General features: G+C 70.8%; 16 protein-coding genes and 1 pseudogene. 15 read left to right on the top strand and 2 right to left on the bottom strand.

What is annotated here, in order from left to right; translation table 11 throughout:
- Positions 1-168 precede the first annotated feature (168 nt).
- The gene (gene ffh, locus ACFTQE_RS16925) at positions 169-1,746 is read left to right on the top strand and encodes a signal recognition particle protein (RefSeq protein WP_376926166.1); all 1,578 of its coding nucleotides are present in this window, start codon (positions 169-171) and stop codon (positions 1,744-1,746) included.
- Between the two features lie 125 nt (positions 1,747-1,871).
- Entirely contained in the window at positions 1,872-2,315 is a 444-nt protein-coding gene (locus ACFTQE_RS16920; protein ID WP_376926165.1) for a hypothetical protein, read from the top strand.
- A gap of 87 nt (positions 2,316-2,402) precedes the next feature.
- Here the strand turns inward: ACFTQE_RS16920 and ACFTQE_RS16915 are convergent, their stop codons facing one another.
- Positions 2,403-3,203: a spermidine synthase gene (locus ACFTQE_RS16915; RefSeq protein ID WP_376926164.1), complete on the bottom strand. Its 801-nt coding sequence runs from the start codon at positions 3,201-3,203 to the stop codon at positions 2,403-2,405.
- A 139-nt stretch (positions 3,204-3,342) separates the two neighbouring features.
- On the opposite strand from ACFTQE_RS16915, the gene ACFTQE_RS16910 reads away from it, so the two are divergent.
- Positions 3,343-4,776, top strand: coding sequence for a GH1 family beta-glucosidase (locus tag ACFTQE_RS16910; RefSeq protein WP_376926163.1), 1,434 nt, complete (start codon positions 3,343-3,345; stop codon positions 4,774-4,776).
- Between the two features lie 15 nt (positions 4,777-4,791).
- Here ACFTQE_RS16910 and ACFTQE_RS16905 read toward each other — a convergent pair whose 3' ends face one another.
- Entirely contained in the window at positions 4,792-5,961 is a 1,170-nt protein-coding gene (locus ACFTQE_RS16905) for a glutamate--cysteine ligase (RefSeq protein WP_376926162.1), read from the bottom strand.
- Positions 5,962-6,105: 144 nt separating this feature from the next.
- Between ACFTQE_RS16905 and ACFTQE_RS16900 the strand changes: the two genes are divergently transcribed.
- From ACFTQE_RS16900 to ACFTQE_RS16845, 12 genes and pseudogenes are all read left to right on the top strand, one after another.
- A complete protein-coding gene (locus ACFTQE_RS16900) occupies positions 6,106-6,768 on the top strand; it encodes a GntR family transcriptional regulator (protein WP_376926161.1) in 663 nt (220 codons plus the stop codon).
- A 114-nt stretch (positions 6,769-6,882) separates the two neighbouring features.
- Positions 6,883-8,064, top strand: a complete 1,182-nt coding sequence (locus ACFTQE_RS16895) for a branched-chain amino acid ABC transporter substrate-binding protein (RefSeq protein ID WP_376926160.1) — start codon at positions 6,883-6,885, stop codon at positions 8,062-8,064.
- 55 nt (positions 8,065-8,119) lie between these two features.
- Entirely contained in the window at positions 8,120-9,010 is an 891-nt protein-coding gene (locus ACFTQE_RS16890) for a branched-chain amino acid ABC transporter permease (protein WP_056009660.1), read from the top strand.
- Position 9,011: 1 nt separating this feature from the next.
- Positions 9,012-10,187 carry a branched-chain amino acid ABC transporter permease gene (locus ACFTQE_RS16885; RefSeq protein ID WP_376926159.1) on the top strand — a complete coding sequence of 392 codons (1,176 nt, stop codon included), beginning with the start codon at positions 9,012-9,014 and terminating at the stop codon, positions 10,185-10,187.
- Complete coding sequence (locus ACFTQE_RS16880) at positions 10,184-11,029, top strand: ABC transporter ATP-binding protein (RefSeq protein ID WP_376926158.1); 846 nt, start codon at positions 10,184-10,186, stop codon at positions 11,027-11,029. The genes ACFTQE_RS16885 and ACFTQE_RS16880 overlap by 4 nt, the downstream gene beginning before the upstream one ends.
- Entirely contained in the window at positions 11,026-11,736 is a 711-nt protein-coding gene (locus ACFTQE_RS16875) for an ABC transporter ATP-binding protein (RefSeq protein ID WP_376926157.1), read from the top strand. Before ACFTQE_RS16880 ends, ACFTQE_RS16875 begins: the two co-directional genes overlap by 4 nt.
- Positions 11,737-11,760: 24 nt before the next feature.
- The gene (locus ACFTQE_RS16870) at positions 11,761-12,918 is read left to right on the top strand and encodes an NAD(P)/FAD-dependent oxidoreductase (protein WP_376926156.1); all 1,158 of its coding nucleotides are present in this window, start codon (positions 11,761-11,763) and stop codon (positions 12,916-12,918) included.
- A complete protein-coding gene (locus ACFTQE_RS16865; protein WP_115957588.1) occupies positions 12,915-13,157 on the top strand; it encodes a (2Fe-2S)-binding protein in 243 nt (80 codons plus the stop codon). The genes ACFTQE_RS16870 and ACFTQE_RS16865 overlap by 4 nt, the downstream gene beginning before the upstream one ends.
- Positions 13,154-14,617: an FAD-dependent oxidoreductase gene (locus ACFTQE_RS16860; RefSeq protein WP_376926155.1), complete on the top strand. Its 1,464-nt coding sequence runs from the start codon at positions 13,154-13,156 to the stop codon at positions 14,615-14,617. Before ACFTQE_RS16865 ends, ACFTQE_RS16860 begins: the two co-directional genes overlap by 4 nt.
- Before the next feature lie 52 nt (positions 14,618-14,669).
- Complete coding sequence (locus tag ACFTQE_RS16855; protein ID WP_376926154.1) at positions 14,670-15,584, top strand: dihydrodipicolinate synthase family protein; 915 nt, start codon at positions 14,670-14,672, stop codon at positions 15,582-15,584.
- A 67-nt stretch (positions 15,585-15,651) separates the two neighbouring features.
- On the top strand, positions 15,652-16,653 hold the full coding sequence (locus ACFTQE_RS16850; protein ID WP_376926153.1) for a proline racemase family protein: 1,002 nt from the start codon (positions 15,652-15,654) through the stop codon (positions 16,651-16,653).
- Positions 16,654-16,739: 86 nt separating this feature from the next.
- Positions 16,740-18,254 (top strand): annotated as a pseudogene (locus ACFTQE_RS16845) (aldehyde dehydrogenase (NADP(+))); the annotation flags it as partial.
- Positions 18,255-18,306: the final 52 nt, after the last annotated feature.

Raw genomic sequence — 18,306 nt, 5'->3', positions numbered from 1 at the left:
GCGCCGGCTCCGCCGAGAAGCGGAGATCGGCGATTCCGAGGACGCGCGAGGCCTGATCGGCCCTCGGAATCGCATATCTCCTCGTTTCGGGCGGTGTGACGGGGGGACCGCGGCATCGCGAGCAACGCGGCAGAGGCGGCATCCGACCTCAATTAGACTTGGCGAACCATGGCTACCTTCGGAAACCTGTCTGACCGCCTCGCCGAGACCTTCAAGAATCTCCGCACCAAGGGCAAGCTCTCCGCGTCCGACGTCGACGGCACCGTTCGCGAGATCCGTCGCGCGCTGCTCGACGCCGACGTCTCGCTCGACGTCGTCAAGGAGTTCACGGCGCACGTGCGCGAGCGCGCGCTCGGCGACGAGGTCAACAAGGCGCTGAACCCGGCCCAGCAGGTCGTGCAGATCGTCAACGAGGAGCTCATCCGCATCCTCGGCGGCGAGCAGCGGCGCCTGCAGTTCGCGAAGAACCCGCCGACGGTCATCATGCTCGCGGGCCTCCAGGGTGCCGGTAAGACCACGCTCGCGGGCAAGCTCGCGAAGTGGCTCGCGAAGGAGGGGCACACGCCCCTGCTCGTCGCGGCCGACCTCCAGCGCCCGAACGCCGTGAACCAGCTGCAGGTCGTCGGCGGCCAGGCCGGTGTGCCGGTCTTCGCCCCCGAGCCCGGCAACGGCACGGGCGACCCGGTCAAGGTCGCGAAGGACGCGGTGAAGCACGCCGAGCGCGCGCTGCACGACGTCGTCATCATCGACACCGCCGGTCGTCTCGGCGTCGACGCCGAGCTCATGAAGCAGGCGTCGAACATCCGCAAGGCGACGAACCCCGACGAGGTGCTCTTCGTCATCGACGCGATGATCGGCCAAGACGCCGTCAACACCGCGAAGGCCTTCCAGGAGGGCGTCGACTTCACGGGCGTCGTGCTCACCAAGCTCGACGGCGACGCGCGCGGTGGTGCCGCGCTCAGCGTGGCCTCCGTCACCGGTCGCCCCATCATCTTCGCGTCGACCGGTGAGGGCCTCGACGACTTCGAGCCGTTCCACCCCGACCGCATGGCGAGCCGCATCCTCGACCTCGGTGACATCCTCACCCTGATCGAGCAGGCGCAGTCGGCGTTCGACGAGGAAGAGGCGATGAAGGTCGCCGAGAAGTTCGCGACCGACTCCTTCACCCTGAACGACTTCCTCGGCCAGATGCAGCAGCTGCGCGGCGCCGGCTCGATCAAGAAGATGCTCGGCATGCTGCCGGGCGCGGGCGGCATGAAGCAGCAGCTCGAGAACTTCGACGAGCGCGAAATCGTGCGCACCGAGGCGATCATCCAGTCGATGACTCCCGCCGAGCGCGAGAACACGAAGCTCCTGAACGGCTCGCGACGCCTCCGCATCGCCAAGGGCTCGGGCATGACCGTCACCGACGTGAACCAGCTCGTCGCGCGGTTCGAGCAGGCCGCGAAGATGATGAAGACCGTCGCCCGCGGCGGCGTTCCCCAGATCCCCGGCATGGGCCCGCTTCCCGGCGGCGGCAGCCACGGCGGCGGCAAGCGCCAGGGCGGCAAGGGCAAGAAGTCGAACTCGTCGCGGTCGGGCAACCCCGCGAAGCGCGCCGCCGAGAATGCGGCGATCGCCTCGGGCGCGACGCCCGGCGCCGCGGCTGCGCCGACCGGTTCGGGCTTCGGCCTGGGCGGCGGCGGGGCGAAGGCCGCACCGAGCGAGGAAGAGCTCGCCGCCCTGCAGAAGATGCTGCGCCGCTAGCTCCGGCCGTGGTTCAGGAGAAGCTCTTCCCCGAGCGGCAGCGCTGCCGGAAGTGCGCCCAGAAGCTCGGCGGTCCCGGGGTTCCGGTCTACCAGGGCCTGTACTGCACGCCTCGGTGTGCGGGAATGGCGGAACTGGTGCTCGATGCTGCGAACGCGCCTCGCGAGTGCAAGACCGAGAGGGGCGGCCGGTGGGAGTTCAAGCGCCGGTATCGGAGCGAGACGGAGATCCCGGGCAAGCTCCGTGAGGACTCGTCGACGAGCTGGTACACCTGCCAGCACTGCGGCCACCTCCACATCGGCCACAGTCGCATCGACCTTGCGACCGAGACGCATCGCGTCCTCGGCGACCGGACGGCCCTGGCGGACTTCCTCGTCAAGAGCCGCGGCACTGCGACGCACAAGCAGGTCGCCGAGGTCGCGAGGATCCGTCCGATCCGGCTCAAGGAGCTCGAGGATCCGACCTCCGAGAAGGTCGACCTGAGCGCGCTCTTCGCAGTGCTCGCGGTCTACCGGGTCAAGCTCGCGGCCGTGCTCCGCGAAGACCGGTCGAGACGCCCAGCCCGCTGATCGAGGCAGAGTCGTTGCGGACCGCGGACCGCGGACCGCGGATCTCGTTCGTGGACCGCGAGCGGAGAGCTTCGCTCCGATTTCCGGCTAGGCGTCGTGCCGCACGGTCCCCGCGAGCTCTTCGAGGGCGGGGCCGTCGACGACGGTCGCGCCGGTCGAGACCGACAGCGGGTCGGTCGAGAGCCACTGCTCGACCGATTCGGGGTCGAGCGGATGCCGCGACGCCACGATGATCGTGTTGCCGGGGGCCACCCGCCTCAGCACGGCCTCCGAGCCGATGACGAGCACCTGGGGGAGCAGGTCGAGCACTGCGGCGAGCGTGTCGCCAGTCACGCGCGGCTCCGCCCCGTTCAGGCAGTTGACGATCACCACGCCGCCGGGTGCGAGGAGCGAGACGAGTTCGGTGAAGAACTCGATCGTCGTGACGTGGCGCGGCACTGCGCCGCCCGAGAACACGTCGACGAGCACGAGGTCCCACTGGTCGTCACCGTCGCCGACGAGCCGCTGCACCTCGGCGCGGGCGTCGCCGATCGCGAGCTCGATCGGCGCCTCGGCGGGCAGCGGAACGTACTGCGTCACGTACGCGAGCAGCTCCGGATACAGCTCGACGACGCGCTGGCGGCTCGCGGGGTGCAGGGCGTGCACGTACCGGGGGAGCGTGAGGGCGCCCGCGCCGAGATGCAGCACCGCGGGCGCCTCGCCCGGAAGCGTGGCGAGCACGGCGGCGATGCGGCGGACATAGGGCAACTGCAGGTCGCGCGGGTCGTCGGGGTTGACGTGCGATTGCGTGACGTCGTCGATGACGAGGGAGTAGCCGCCGTTCGTGCCCCGGTCGGGCTGGAGCTCCGCTCGGAAGGATGCGGTCTCGAGGATCGGCGGAGTCTCCATTCCTCGACCCTAGGCGATGCCGGAGCGGCGCAACGGCGGCGGCGAGCGGCATCCGAGGATTTGCTTACAACGCAGTAAGCGAGGCGCGGTACAGTGAGATCCGCGGCGTTCCGGCCGCGGGGAAATGGAGCACTGGACGATGGCGATCGGCACCCCCGACTACCGTGACACCGGCCTCGAGTTCGGCGAGGACTTCCTCTTCGGTTCGGCCACGGCCTCGTATCAGATCGAGGGCGCGGTGCACGAAGACGGTCGGGGTCCGTCGATCTGGGACACCTTCAGCCACACCCCGGGCAAGGTCTGGAACGGCGACACCGGCGACACCGCCTGCGACCACTACCACCGCCTCGAGGAGGACCTCGACCTCATGGTGCGGCTCGGCCTCGAGGCGTACCGGTTCTCGATCGCCTGGCCGCGCATCCAGCCGACCGGTCGCGGCGAAGCCAACGAGGCGGGCCTCGCGTTCTACGAGCGCCTCGTCGACGGGCTCATCGCCCGCGGCATTCGCCCGATCGCGACGCTCTACCACTGGGACCTGCCGCAGGCGCTCGAAGACGAGGGCGGCTGGGCGAACCGCGCCACCGCGTTCGCCTTCGCCGACTACGCCCGCATCGTCGGCGAGCGGCTCGGCGACCGCGTGGCCGTGTGGACGACCCTCAACGAGCCGTGGTGCAGCGCGTACCTCGGCTACGGATCGGGCGCGCACGCCCCCGGTCTCATGGACGGTGCGAAGGCGCTCGCCGCGGTGCATCACCTGAACCTCGCGCACGGGCTCGCGATCGCCGCCCTCCGCGAGGTCGTCACGAACGACCCCGGCTACTCGATCACGCTGAACCTCCACGTCATCCGGCCGTCCGGAGACGGCGGCGCCGAGGCCGCCCGCCGCATCGACGGCCTCGCGAACCGGGTGTTCCTCGGTCCGCTCCTCGGCGACGGCTACCCGGCCGACGTGATCGCCGACACCGCGGAGGTGACCGACTGGTCGTTCGTGCTGCCGGGCGACACCGAGCTGATCGCCCAGCCGATCGACCTGCTCGGCGTCAACTACTACTCGACCGTGACGGTCGACATGTGGGACGGCGTGTCGCCGCGCGTGAGCGCCGACGGCCACAAGGACATGGGCGGCACGCCGTGGCCCGGGTCGGAGCAGGTCGAGTTCCTCGTGCAGCCCGGCCCGTACACCGACATGGGGTGGAACATCGACCCCTCGGGTCTCGAAGACCTGCTCGTCTCGCTCAGCGAGCGCTACCCCGAGCTGCCGCTCATGGTGACCGAGAACGGCGCAGCCTTCCCCGACATCGTCGTCGAGGGGCCCGACGGGCCCGCGGTGCACGACGTCGAGCGCATCGACTACCTGCGCCGGCACTTCACCGCGGCGCACCGGGCGATGGCGCGCGGCGTCGACCTGCGCGGCTACCAGGTCTGGTCGCTCATGGACAACTTCGAGTGGGGCTACGGCTACTCCAAGCGGTTCGGCATCGTGCGCGTCGACTACGACACCTTCGAACGCCTGCCGAAGGACAGTGCGCTCTGGTACGCCGAGCTGATCCGCACACGGCGCCTGCCGGGCTAGTCGGCGGTCGTCGCGTCAGGCGGTGGTGGATGCCGCGGGCGGTTCGTTCTCGATGCCGTCGCGCAGCTCGCGGGCGAGGTGGGCCACCACGGCCCTGAGGTCGCCGCCTGCGGCCTCGGCGACCCGGAGTTGGCGGGCGTAGCTCGCCCCGGAGTCGAGCATGGCGCGCACCTGCTGCAGCTCTGCGCCGCAGCCGAGGCGATCGGCGATCGGCGCCAGGGTGGTCAGCAGCTCGCGGAGGTCGTCGGCGACCGGGCGCTCGGTGCCCGCGACATCCGTGATCACCTCGGCCTCGAGGCCGTACCGCGCAGCCCGCCACTTGTTCTCGCGCACGTACCAGGGCTGGAGCACCGTGAGGGTGCCGCCCTCGTCGAGCCGCGTGCTCATCCATTCCACGAGGCACTGCACGAGGGCGCCGATCGCGGCGATCTCGGCGGCGGTCGAGAGGCCGTCGCAGACGCGCACCTCGACCGTGCCCCATTTCGGTGACGGCCGGATGTCCCAGCGCACCTCGCTGTGGTCGTCGATCACGCCCGTGCGCACGAGGTCGTCGACGTAGCGCTCGTAGGCGGGCCAGTCGGCGAGCGGATAGGGGAGCCCCGCCGTCGGCAGCTGCTGGAACATGAGGGCGCGGTTGGAGGCGTAGCCCGTGTCGACGCCGGCCCAGAACGGGCTCGAGGCCGAGAGCGCCTGCAGGTGGGGGAGATAGGCGAGGAGGCCGTCGAGGATCGGCAGCGCCTTGTCGCGGTCCTCGATGCCGACGTGCACGTGCACGCCCCAGATCATCATGTTGCGGCCCCACCAGCGGGTGCGCTCGATGAGCTTGTGATACCTCGGCTTGTCGGTGAGGTGCTGGTCATACCACTGGCTGAACGGGTGGGAGCCCGCGCAGACGAGGTCGTACTCGCCGATCCCGTCGATGACGGCGCGCACTTCGGCGAGCTGGTGCTCGAGGTCGGCGACGGCGCGCGCGACGGTCTCGTGCACGTCGCTCACGAGTTCGACGGTGTTCGTCAGGAGCTCGGAGGTGATGAACGGATGGTGCTCGCCCTCGCTGCCCGCATCGAGCGCATCGAGCACCTGGCCGGCCACCGAGGCCAGTTCTCCGGTGGTGCGATCGACGATCGCGATCTCCCACTCGAGCCCCACGGTGGATCGCGCCGATCGTGCGAACTCGATCGCCATGCGACCACCCCCGTTCCGCGCCTCGCGGCGCAGGGCAATCATGACACGCAGGGCCTGCTGCGCTGCGGCACGCGGGTCACAGGGCGCCATCTGCAGCGGCGCCCGCGACTACGCTGTGGTGCATGACGTACCAGGGGAGCCGCTATGAATGACTCGTCGCTGCTGGCGGAGGTCGTGAGCCTGCGAGAGCAGGTCGAGCGCGCGATGTCGTCGCGCATCGTCGCGGGCGAGTACGAGCCCGGCGCGGTGCTCACCGTTCCCACGATGGCCGCCGAGTTCGGCGTCAGCGCGACCCCGGTGCGCGAGGCGATGCTGAACCTCGCCCGCCGCGGATTCCTCGCCCCCATGCGCAACCGGGGATTCCGGGTCACCGAGGTGTCGCTCGACGAGCTCCGCCAGCTCCGCGAGGTGCGACTGCTGCTCGAGGTGCCGCCGATGCGCCAGCTCGCCGGGCATGTGTCCGACGCTGCGGCCGGGCGGCTGCGGGAACTCGCCGCCGAGATCGTGCGCGCGGGCGATGAGGGCCGGTTCCAGGACTACCTCGAGGCCGACACGGCCTTCCACATGACCCTGCTCGAGCTGACCGGCAACCAGTTCCTCGTGTCGCTCGTCGGCGAGCTGCGCCAGCAGACGCGGTTGACCGGGCTCGTGGAGCTCGCGGAGACGGGTGCCCTGACCGAATCGGCACTCGAGCACGCCGAGCTCGTGCAGCTCCTGATCGACGGCGAGGGCGATGCCGCGACCGAGCTGATGCGACGCCATATCGGGCATGTCGGCGGCATCTGGAGCGGCGAGCACGAGGACTGAGGTCCGGCTCCGCGTCGTCCGTGGCGAACCGGCTTGCGCGCAGCGTGCGTGGCAGTAATATGTCACATATCGCCATCCGGCGATGAGGCACTGTCGTACTCGAAGGAGAGTCACATGCAGTTCGGATCCCGGCGCCGCAAGCGCCTCCTCCACGTCGCCGCCGCAGCAGGCGTCCTCGCACTGACCGCGGGTTGCTCGAGCGGCCTCGCCGGCGGAGGGTCGGAAGCCGCCGACGACGGACCCATCAAGATCGGCATGCTCGCGCCCTTCTCGGGCAGCGAGTCGGCGTTCGGCGAGTACATGCAGAACGGCGCGCAGCTCGCCGTGAACGAGATCAACGCCGACGGCGGCGTGCTCGGCCGCGACCTCGAGCTCCTCGTCGAGGACGACGCGTGCGACGCCACGACCGCGGTCTCTGGCGCCAACAAGCTCGTCACCGACGGCATCGTCGCCTCGGTCGGCGGCTACTGCTCGGGCGCCACGCTCCCGACGCTGCCGATCTTCGACGAGGCCGGCATCCCGATGGTGATTCCCGCCGCGAACTCGAACGAACTCGTCGACCAGGGCCTGCCCGGCGTCTTCCTCATCAACGGCACCGGCGACCAGCAGGCCGAAGCCGCCGTGACCTACGCGAAGCAGATCGGCGCGACGAACGTCGCCGTCGTCGACGACGCGACGAGCTACTCGGCCGACCTCGCCGGCGCGTTCACCGAACAGGCCACCGCCGCCGGGCTCGACGTCGTCGTGAGCGAGACCGTCACCCCCGGTGAGAACGACTACTCCGCGGTCGCGACGACGCTCGCGACCGAGCAGCCCGCGCTCGTCTACTGGACCGGCTACTACCAGGAGGGCGGACTCATCGCCCGCCAGTCGCAGGACGCCGGGTTCGACGGCGTGTTCCTCGTCGCCGACGGCTCGGTCGACGCCAAGTTCGCCGAGATCGCGGGCGAGGGCTACACCGACAACGTCGTGGGCACCTTCACGCAGACGCCCGACATGATCGAGGGCGCCGACCAGTGGATCGCCGACTACGAGGAGCTCGCCGGCAACCCGCCCGGCCCCTACTCGACCCAGGCGTACGACGCCGTGCGCGTGATGGCGCAGGCCATCGAGGACGCCGGCGACACCGAGTTCGACAACGTGGTGGCGGGGCTCGAGGGGCTGAAGGACTTCGACACCTTCGCCGGGCCGCTCACGTTCACCGACACCCACACCCTGTCGGGCGGCGGGTTCGTGATCGTCGCCATCGACCCAGCGACCGGCGCATTCGTCCTCGAGGACGACCTGCAGGGTTGACGCAGGGGGGCGGGGCCGAGGCCCCGCCCCGACTCGTCGGAAGGATTCCTCTGCAATGATGCAGCTCATCTGGAACGGTCTCATCGTCGGATCGTTCTACGCCCTCGTCGCGCTCGGATACAGCATGGTCTACGGGATCATCAAGCTCCTGAACTTCGCGCACGGCGACATCTACATGCTCGGCGCCTTCGTCGGGTTCTTCACGCTCTCGGCGTTCGGCATCTCGAACGAGACCTCGATCCCGCTGCTGCTCGTGGTGCTCCTGCTGTCGATGGTCACCACCGGCCTCATCGGCGTCGGCATCGAACGCATCGCCTACCGGCCGTTGCGCCGGAGCCCGCGGCTCGCGGTGCTCATCACGGCGATCGGCGTCTCGTTCACGCTCGAGTACGGCGTCCGCCAGATCTTCGGTCCGAACCCCGAGGCATTCCCGATCCGCCTGGAATCGAGCGGGTTCGACGTGCTCGGCATGCGTGTCACCGCCTCCCAGATCGTGCTCGTCGTCATCGCCGCCGTGCTCATGCTCGTGCTCGCCCACATCGTGGAACGCACGCGCCAGGGCCGCGCGATGCGGGCCATCGCCCTCGACCCGACCGGCGCGCAGCTCATGGGCGTCAACGTCGACCGGGTGATCGCGATGGTGTTCTTCATCGGATCCGCGCTCGCCGGTGCCGCCGGCGTGATGGCCGGTGCCTACTACGGGTCGATCGACTTCCTGATGGGCTTCATCATCGGGTTGAAGGCGTTCACCGCCGCCGTCATCGGCGGTATCGGCAACCTGTACGGCGCCATGCTCGGCGGCGTGCTGCTCGGCATGCTCGAGTCGTTCGGCTCGGCATGGTTCGGCGGCGAATGGCGGGATGTGTTCGCCTTCGGGTTCCTCATCCTGTTCCTGACGCTGAAACCCACGGGCCTGCTCGGCGCCCGCGTCGTGGAGAGGATGTGACATGGCGCGCGATCTGGACCACGCCCTGAAGCACGTGCCGTTGCGTGCCCCCGCGCCGCTGTTCGAGCGGCCGCAGCCGCCGAAGGGCGTCTTCACCTCCCAGCGCGGATTCATGCGGGCGCTCGGCCTCGTGGTCGTCATCCTGGTGGCGGTGCTGCCGTTCATGGACGCCTCCCGGTACACGATGTCGATCGCGACGAGTGCGCTCATCTACGTGATGCTCTGCATGGGCCTAAACGTGGTGGTCGGCTACGCCGGGCTCCTCGACCTCGGCTACATCGCGTTCTTCGCCGTCGGTGCCTACATCTCGGGCATCTTCACGACGGTGCTCGGCTGGCCGATGTGGGCTGCGCTCATCGCGACGATCGTCGCCTGCATCACGGCGGGCATCATCATCGGTGCGCCGACCCTGCGCCTCCGGAGCGACTACCTGGCGATCGTGACCCTCGGGTTCGGCGAGATCATCCGCATCACGGCCAACAACCTGAAGATCACCGGCGGTCCGTCCGGCATCCACGGGATCCCCACCTGGAGCTTCGGACCGTGGAGCTTCGACGACGGGTTCAACCTGTTCGGCATCGAGTTCCCCGAGCGCGTGGTGTTCTACTACTTCGTCGCACTCGTCGTGATCGTCGTCGGCGTGATCGGTGCCGGGCGACTCGCGAAGGGACGCCTCGGTCGTGCCTGGAAGGCCGTGCGCGACGACGAGGACGCCGCGGAGGCGATGGGCATCAACACCTACATCGCCAAGATCTCGGCCTACATCATCGGTGCCGTCTGGGCCGGCATGGCCGGTCAGCTGATGGCGACCCACCTCTCGGCGATCAGCCCGAACAGCTTCCAGTTCCTCTACTCGGCCCTGATCCTCATGGCCGTGGTGCTCGGCGGCATGGGCTCCACCCCCGGGGTCATCATCGGCGCGCTGTTCGTGTCGCTCGCACCCGAGCTGCTGCGCGACTTCGCCGAGTGGCGCTACCTGATCTTCGGCGTGCTGCTCGTCGTCGTCATGCTGTTCCGTCCGTCCGGGCTCTGGCCCGCCACCGCCGTGCTGCCGTGGCTGCGGCGCACCCGCCCGACACCCCCGGCCTTCACCGAGGCGACCGCCGTGCCGGCGAGCGTCATGGAGTCGGTCGACGGCACGCCCACGACCGATGCGCACGAAGGAGACCGCGTATGAGCGCCCTGCTCGAGGTGAGCGACCTCCGGCTGCAGTTCGGCGGCGTGACCGCCGTCGAAAGACTCAGCTTCGAGGTGCGCGAGGGCGAGATCCTCGCGGTCATCGGGCCGAACGGCGCCGGCAAGACGAGTGCGTTCAACTGCATCTCGGGCTTCTACCTGCCGACGGCGGGCTCGGTGGTCTTCGACGGCAAGGCGATCGTGCGGTCGGTGCCCCCGATCTGGCGTCGGCTCGGGCTCGTGAACCTCCTGCAGAGCTTCGGCTTCTACCGGGTGCTCCCGTCACGGGTGACGAAGTGGGGGATGGCGCGCACGTTCCAGAACCTCCGGTTGTTCCGCGAGCTGTCGGTGCTCGAGAACGTCACGACGGCGATGCACGCGAATCTCCGCGAGGGGTTCTGGGCGACGCTGCTGCACACGCCCGGCTACCGTCGCGCCGAAGCGGCGTGCGTCCGCGAGGCTCGGGGCTGGCTCGACTTCGTCGGATTCGAGGACGACGAGCAGCTCTACGTCACGCAATTGCCGTACGGCGAGCAGCGCAGGGTCGAGATCGCGCGCGCGCTCGCCACGAGCCCGAAGCTCCTGCTGCTCGACGAACCCGCCGCGGGCCTGAACTTCAACGAGAAGCAGGCGCTCATGCGACTCATCCGCAAGATCAGGGGACTCGGCGTCGCCGTGGTGCTCATCGAACACGACATGGGACTCGTCATGGAACTCGCCGAACGCATCGTGGTGCTGAACTACGGCAAGGAGATCGCCGACGGGGCTCCCGACGTCGTGAAGCGGGACCCGGCCGTGATCGAGGCCTACCTCGGCGTCGACGAGAGCGAGGACGCATCATGACGCTGCTCGAGGTACGCGACGCCGACGTCGTCTACGGCCGGGTGCATGCGCTCCGCGAGCTCAGCTTCACGGTCGGCGAGGGCGAGATCGTGTGCCTGCTCGGCAACAACGGCGCCGGCAAGTCGACGACCATGAACATGCTCTCGGGCCTCGTGCGCCCGCGCTCGGGTTCGGTGACCTGGGACGGGATGGACCTCACGACGGCCAAGCCGTGGGACATCGTCTCGGCGGGGCTCATCCACGTTCCCGAAGGGCGACGGATCTTCTCGACCATGACGGTGCACGAGAACCTCCTGCTCGGCGGCTACACGGTGCGCGACCAGAAGGCGATCGCGACGCGGCTCGACGAGGTCTACGCCATGATGCCGCGCCTCGCCGAGCGGCGCGCGCAGCAGGGCGGCACCCTCTCGGGCGGCGAGCAGCAGATGGTCGCGATCGGCCGGGCGCTGATCGGCGGGCCGAGGCTGCTGCTGCTCGACGAGCCGTCGATGGGCCTCGCGCCCCTCGTCGTGAAGCAGGTCATGGAGATCATCGCCGCGGTGAACGCGGCGGGCACGACGGTGCTGCTCGTCGAGCAGAACGCCCGTGCAGCCCTGAAGATCGCCGACCGGGCGTACGTCGTCGAGACCGGCAGTGCCACGCTCGAGGGCCCGGCCGCCGATCTCGCGAAGGATCCACGTGTCATCGAGGCCTACCTCGGTGGTTGACTGGCGACGAGGAGGAGGTGCATCGTGCGAGTCGCGGTGATCGGTTCGGGCATCGTCGGTGCCGCATGCGCGCTGGCGCTCGTCGAGGGCGGCGCCGACGTCGTCGTGATCGACCGGGTCGGCGTGGCCGGCGAGACATCCAGTCGTTGCGAGGGCAATCTGCTCGTCAGCGACAAGGCCCCGGGAGCCGAGGCCGACCTCGCGGTCGCCTCGAACGCGATGTGGCGGGTGCTCGCCGAGCGGCTCGACGCCGACCGGCCGCCGAGCCAGCCGGCGACCGAGTTCGAGGCGAAGGGCGGCATCGTCGTCGCATTCGACGGCGGTGAGGCGGCGCTCGAGCGGTTCGCCGAGGCGCAGCGGGTCACCGGCATCCGCGCCGAGGCGATGGATGTCGCGGCGCTCGCCGCGGCCGAGCCGTTCCTGTCTCCCGAGGTCGTGCACGCCGTGCACTATCCCGACGACGCCCAGATCCAGCCGTCGACGGCGACGCAGGCGCTGCTCGACACGGCGATCCGCGCCGGCGCCCGACTCGTGATCGGCGAGGTGACCGGCCCGCTCGGCCGGCCGGGGCGCCTCGCGGGCGTGATGACGACGGCCGGGCCGATCGCGGCCGATGCTGTCGTGAACTGCGCGGGGCCCTGGTCCGGCGAGGTCGCGGCGCGCCTCGGCGCCCGCCTCGACATCCGGCCGCGACGCGGTGTGATCCTCGTGACGACGCCGATGCCGCAGCGCGTGTTCCACAAGGTCTACGACAGCGACTACGTGGGTGCCGTCGGCTCGGGCGATGCGGCCCTGCAGACCTCGACCGTCGTGGAGTCGACCCCGGGCGGCACGGTGCTGATCGGCTCGAGCCGTGAACGCGTCGGGTTCGACGACCGGCCGGGCGTCGCCCCGGCAGCAGCGATCGCGGCGAAGGCGGTGCGGCTGTTCCCCTTCCTCGAGGAGACCACGCTGCTCCGCAGCTACTTCGGCTTCCGCCCGTACGCTCCCGACCACCTGCCGGTCATCGGCGCCGACCCCGACATCGCGGGACTCGTGCACGCGGCCGGCCATGAGGGCGCCGGCATCGGACTCGCCCCCGCCACCGCCGAACTCGTCGCGCACGCCGTGCTCGGCGCACCGACCGACCTCGACCCGACCCCGTTCCTGCCGGGCCGGGCCAGCCTGCAGGAGACCGCATGATCCGCATCACCGTCGACGACGAGGCCATCGAGGGGCGTGACGGCCAGACCATCGCCGGCGTGCTCATCGGCGCCGGTCGCACGGCATGGCGCACGGCGCAGACCGGCGACCGCGGCGTCTTCTGCGGCATCGGAGTCTGCCACGACTGCCTCGTGACCGTGAACGACGTCGAGGGCGTGCGCGCGTGCCAGCGCGAGGCCGTCGACGGCGACCGGGTGGAGCGCGAGGTGCGCGCGTGACGCGCGCGACCGGCGCGGCCGGAGTGCGGCGCGTCGCGATCCTCGGCGGCGGCCCCGCCGGGCTCGCCGCGGCACAGGCCGCGCTCGCCGCGGGAGCGCACGTCACGCTGCTCGACGAGGGCGGCCGACTCGGCGGCCAGTACTGGCGGCACCACGAACAGCTCACCGATCGGCGTCTCCAGCACGGGTGGGCGCGGTTCGAGCGGCTCAGGGGAGTGCTCGACCGCGCCGAGGTGCACACGGGGGCGAGCGTCTGGTCGGCCGAGGCATCCGATGGCACCGTGCGCCTGCGTGCCGTCGTGGGCCGAGCGGATGCCGCGGGGCGCACGGCGCTCGATATCGAGGCCGACGCCGTCGTCGTCGCGACGGGCGCCCACGATCTCGCCCTGCCGGTTCCCGGGTGGACCCTTCCCGGCGTCACGACCGCCGGCGCCGCCCAGGCGCTCGCGAAGCGCGACGGCGTAACGGTCGGCCGGCGCACGGTCGTGAGCGGCGCGGGTCCCTTCCTCCTGCCGGTCGCGCAGTCGCTCGCCATCGCCGGTTCCGAGGTCGTCGGGGTGCACGAGGCATCCCGCTTCGGCGCGCTCGCGTCGGGGTGGCTGCCGCGGCCGTGGCAGCTCGCGGGCAAGGCCGGTGAACTCGTCGAGTACGTGGGCGCCCTCGCCCGCCGCCGCATCCCGTACCGCGTCGGCAGCGGCGTCGTGCGAGTGCTCGGCACCGACCGGGTCGAAGGCGTCGTCGTCTCGGCGCTCGATGCCGAGTGGCGCCCCATCGCCGGCACCGAGCGGGAGGTCGCGTGCGACGCCGTGGCGCTCGGGCACGGGTTCACGCCGCGCCTCGAGGTGCCGATCGCGCTCGGCGCCGTGATCGAGGGCGATCGCCGCGGCCGCTTCGTCGTGGTCGACGAGGCGCAGTGCACGAGCGTGCCCGGCGTGTACGCGGCCGGGGAGATCACCGGCATCGGCGGTGCAGACTCCGCGCTCGCCGAAGGCGCCGTGGCGGGCTTCATGGCCGCCGGCGGCTCACTCGACGACGACCGCATCCGCGGTCCGCTCGCCGTGCGTCGACGCATGCGCGCCTTCGCGGCGCGACTCGAGCGCGCGCACGGCATCCGGCCCGGCTGGACGTCGTGGCTCGCCGACGACACCGTCGTGTGCCGGTGCGAGAACGTCACGCGCCGAGCGATCGCCGACCGGGCGGATGCGCCGCTCCGGGCCATGAAGCTCGCGACGCGGGCCGGGCTGGGCGCCTGCCAGGGGCGCACGTGCGGCCGGGCGGTCGAAGCGATCGTGGCGGACGCCGGCGGGGCGCCCGAGGGATTCGACCGTCGGCCGGTGCTCGCACCGGTACGGCTCGGCGAGGTGGCGGCGCTCACGCGGGAGAGCGGCGTCGTCGCGGCCGGGACCCTGCACCCCGACATCGGCGAATCGACGGTTGCCACCGCCGATGGAGCAGAGTAATATGTCACATATTACCGATCCGCGACCAGCGGACCAGAGAACGGAAGATCAGATGACCAGCACCATGGACCTCGGCGGCGTCGTCGTCGCCACGACGCTCGCCTTCACCGCAGACGACTCGGCGCCCGCCGGGCTCGCGGTGGACTACGACAAGTTCGCCGAGCACGTCGACTTCCTGATGAGCAACGGATGCCGCGGCGTCGGCCCGAACGGCTCGCTCGGCGAGTACTCCTCGCTCACCGACGAGGAGCGGCGCAAGGTGATCCAGGTCGCCGTCGAGGCCGTCGACGGCCGGGGCATCGTCATCGCCGGCGCCCACGGTGTCGGCAGCCACCAGGCGCGCAAGTGGGCCGAGTGGGCCCGCGAGGACGGCGCCGACGGCGTGCTGCTGCTGCCGCCCACGGTCTACCGCGCCAACGAGGGCGAGGTCATCGCGCACTACGAGGAGGTCGCCAAGGTCGGGCTGCCGATCATGGCGTACAACAACCCCTTCGACACGAAGGTCGACCTCGTGCCGTCGCTCGTGGCGAAGCTCGCGGAGATTCCCGAGGTCGTCGCGATCAAGGAGTTCTCGGGCGATGTGCGCCGGGTCTACGAGATCAAGGAACTCTGCGACATCGACATCATCGCCGGTGCCGACGACGTGCTGTTCGAGCTCATGGTGAACGGCGCCGTCGGGTGGTTCGCGGGGTACCCGAATGCGTTCCCGAAGGAGGCGGTCGAGCTCTACAACCTGCTCGTCGAGGGCAAGTGGCACGAGGCGCGCGAGCTCTACACGCAGCTCGTCGCGGTGTTCCGCTGGGACTCGCGCACCGAGTTCGTGCAGGCGATCAAGCTCTCGATGGATGTCTGCGGCAACTCCTACGGCGGACCGACGCGTCCGCCGCGGGGCCCGTTGAGCGATGAGCAGCGCGCCCAGGTCACGATCGACACTGAGCGGGCACTCGCGGCACTGGCGGCCCGCTGATGCGTGGGTCGTCATCGGCGCTGTATCGAGGCCGTCGTTCGCCGCAGACTTCGACGGCGGCCCGCTGATGCGTGGGCGTCGGGTCATCTCGGCCGTCGACTCGCACACCGAGGGCATGCCGACCCGCGTCGTCACCGGCGGCGTCGGCCGGATCCCCGGCGCCACCATGAACGACCGGCGAATCTACGCCATGGAGCACCTCGACGGGCTGCGCGGCCTGCTCATGAACGAGCCGCGCGGCCACGCCTCGATGTCGGGGGCGCTCCTGCAGCCGGCCGCGCGCGACGACGCCGACTGGGGTGTCGTGTTCATCGAGGCGAGCGGATTCCTGCCGATGTGCGGCCACGGCACGATCGGCGTCGCGACGGTGCTCGTCGAGACGGGCATGGTCGAGGTGGTCGAGCCCGTGACCGAGATCCGGCTCGACGTGCCCGCCGGGCTCGTCATCGCCCGGGTCGCGGTGGAGGGCGGCCGCGCCGTGCACGTCACGATCGAGAACGTGCCGAGCTTCGTCGAGCGACTGGATGCCTCGATCGAGGTGCCCGGCTTCGGCACCGTGCCCTACTCCGTCGCCTTCGGCGGCAACTTCTACGCGCTCGTCGAGCTCGACGACGTCGGACTGCCGTTCGATCGCGCCCGGAAGGACGACATCGTCGCAGCGGGGCTCGCGATCATGCAGGCGATCAACACCGAGGCTCCGCCGCGGCATCCGGAGCTCGACGGGGCCGACCACGTGCATCACGTCGAGTTCATCGCGCCCGGTTCCGACGCGGTGCGGTCGCGGCACGCGATGGCGATCCATCCGGGCTGGTTCGACCGCTCGCCGTGCGGCACCGGCACCTCGGCGCGCATGGCCGAGCTGCACGCGCGCGGAGAGCTCGCCCTCGACACGGACTTCGTCAACGAGTCGTTCATCGGCACCGAGTTCACCGGGCGCCTGCTGCGCGAGACCGTCGTCGGCAGCGTGCCCGCCGTGGTTCCGACGATCACCGGCCGGGCGTGGGTCACGGGGCTCGGCCAGTACTTCCTCGACGACGACGACCCGTTCCCCGAGGGCTTCGTCTTCTGACCACCCCGCCGGGTGCGCCGCTTCCGCGTCGTCGACGCCGTCGGAACGGCGCACCTCCGCTCGAACCGCGCACCCGGCGGCCATTCCCGCACACGAACCTGGAGGCATCCATGACCATCGACGACGATTCCCTCGACCACGTCGCCGAACGGGCCGCCGCGGTCGCACGCGCCTTCGCCGCGACCGAACCGCGCGCTCGCGCAGCGGCCCTCGTCGCCGTGGGCGACGCCCTCGACCGCAACGCCGCCGAACTCATCGCGATCGCGATGCGCGAGACCGGCCTCGCCGCGCCGCGCCTCATCGGCGAGGTGCGGCGCACCTCGAACCAGCTCCGTCTCTTCGCCGAGGCGATCGTCGACGGCGCCTACCTCGACGCGCGCATCGACGCGGCCGACCCCGAGTACGTCATCGGTCCGCGGCCCGACGTGCGGCGCGTGCTCGAGCCGGTCGGACCCGTGCTGAACTTCGCGGCGTCGAACTTCCCGTTCGCGTTCTCGGTCGCGGGCGGCGACTCGGCGGCGGCCCTCGCCGCAGGCTGCCCCGTCATCGTCAAGGCGCACTCGGGTCATCTCGAGCTGTCCCGCCGCACCGCCGAGGTCGTCGTCGAGGCGCTCGCCGCTGCGGGCATGCCCGACGGCGTCTTCCAGCTCATCGAGGGTCAGCAGAACGGCGTCGCCCTCCTGAAGGACGACCGCATCCGCGCGGGCGCGTTCACCGGCTCGACGCATGTCGGCCGGCTGCTCGCCGACATCGCGGCGACCCGGCCGCGGCCGATCCCCTTCTACGGAGAGCTCGGCAGCGTGAACCCCGTCTACGCGACGCCGGGCGCCGTCGCCGCCGAGCCCGAGCTGCTGCAGGGGTTCCTGGCCTCCGTCGCGGGCTCGGCCGGACAGCTCTGCACGAAGCCGGGCTTCCTCTTCGTGCCGGCCGGCGCCGAGCTCGGCGAGCTCACCGAGGCCGCCGCCGCGGTCGGCGAGCACCGCCTCCTGAATCCGGGCATCGGTCGGGCGTTCGAGGAGCGCCGCAGCGCCGTGCTCGGCGCCGACGGGGTCACGGTGCTCGCCACGGGCGAGGTGCGGGTCGACGACGACGGGCAGCGCTTCGCGACGCCGACCGTCGTCGAGGTGTCGATCGAGCAGTTGCGAGCACAGCCCGATGCGCTCCTCGAGGAATCGTTCGGTCCGCTGTCGGTGATCGTCCGGTACTCGGATGCCGCTGCGCTGCCCGATCTCCATCGTGAGCTGTTCCCCGGCAACCTGACCTCGACCCTGCACGCCACCGACGAGGAGACGAGCGAACTCCGCGAGCTCGTCGACGCCCTCGCCGACACGAGCGGCCGGGTACTCTTCGGCGGATGGCCGACGGGCGTGTCGGTGACTGCGGCGATGCAGCACGGCGGGCCGTTCCCGGCCACGACGACCGATGCCACGAGCGTCGGCACGGCGGCGATCACGCGGTTCCTCCGCGGCGTCGCGTACCAGAACGCGCCGGAGGCCCTGCTTCCCCTGCCGCTTCGCGACGACAACCCCTGGGGTGTCCCGCAGCGCCGCAGCGAGGCGGGCCTGTCCGCTGGGTGGGGGAGCCTCACCGGCATCCACTGAGCAGGCATCCACGAGATGCGGGGTACGCGAACGGCCCGGGCGGATCCGCCCC

The organism is Agromyces sp. NPDC056965 (assembly GCF_042673425.1).
Classification (GTDB): Bacteria; Actinomycetota; Actinomycetes; order Actinomycetales; family Microbacteriaceae; genus Agromyces.
Note: the sequence above shows the minus strand (reverse complement) of the source record. Positions and strands in the feature narration are given on the sequence as shown.

Coding starts and splice junctions, on each gene's coding strand:
- ffh (WP_376926166.1), top strand. CDS start 169: ATGGCTACCTTCGGAAACCTGTCTGACCGCCTCGCCGAGACCTTCAAG.
- ACFTQE_RS16920 (WP_376926165.1), top strand. CDS start 1,872: ATGGCGGAACTGGTGCTCGATGCTGCGAACGCGCCTCGCGAGTGCAAG.
- ACFTQE_RS16915 (WP_376926164.1), bottom strand. CDS start 3,203: ATGGAGACTCCGCCGATCCTCGAGACCGCATCCTTCCGAGCGGAGCTC.
- ACFTQE_RS16910 (WP_376926163.1), top strand. CDS start 3,343: ATGGCGATCGGCACCCCCGACTACCGTGACACCGGCCTCGAGTTCGGC.
- ACFTQE_RS16905 (WP_376926162.1), bottom strand. CDS start 5,961: ATGGCGATCGAGTTCGCACGATCGGCGCGATCCACCGTGGGGCTCGAG.
- ACFTQE_RS16900 (WP_376926161.1), top strand. CDS start 6,106: ATGAATGACTCGTCGCTGCTGGCGGAGGTCGTGAGCCTGCGAGAGCAG.
- ACFTQE_RS16895 (WP_376926160.1), top strand. CDS start 6,883: ATGCAGTTCGGATCCCGGCGCCGCAAGCGCCTCCTCCACGTCGCCGCC.
- ACFTQE_RS16890 (WP_056009660.1), top strand. CDS start 8,120: ATGATGCAGCTCATCTGGAACGGTCTCATCGTCGGATCGTTCTACGCC.
- ACFTQE_RS16885 (WP_376926159.1), top strand. CDS start 9,012: ATGGCGCGCGATCTGGACCACGCCCTGAAGCACGTGCCGTTGCGTGCC.
- ACFTQE_RS16880 (WP_376926158.1), top strand. CDS start 10,184: ATGAGCGCCCTGCTCGAGGTGAGCGACCTCCGGCTGCAGTTCGGCGGC.
- ACFTQE_RS16875 (WP_376926157.1), top strand. CDS start 11,026: ATGACGCTGCTCGAGGTACGCGACGCCGACGTCGTCTACGGCCGGGTG.
- ACFTQE_RS16865 (WP_115957588.1), top strand. CDS start 12,915: ATGATCCGCATCACCGTCGACGACGAGGCCATCGAGGGGCGTGACGGC.
- ACFTQE_RS16855 (WP_376926154.1), top strand. CDS start 14,670: ATGACCAGCACCATGGACCTCGGCGGCGTCGTCGTCGCCACGACGCTC.
- ACFTQE_RS16850 (WP_376926153.1), top strand. CDS start 15,652: ATGCGTGGGCGTCGGGTCATCTCGGCCGTCGACTCGCACACCGAGGGC.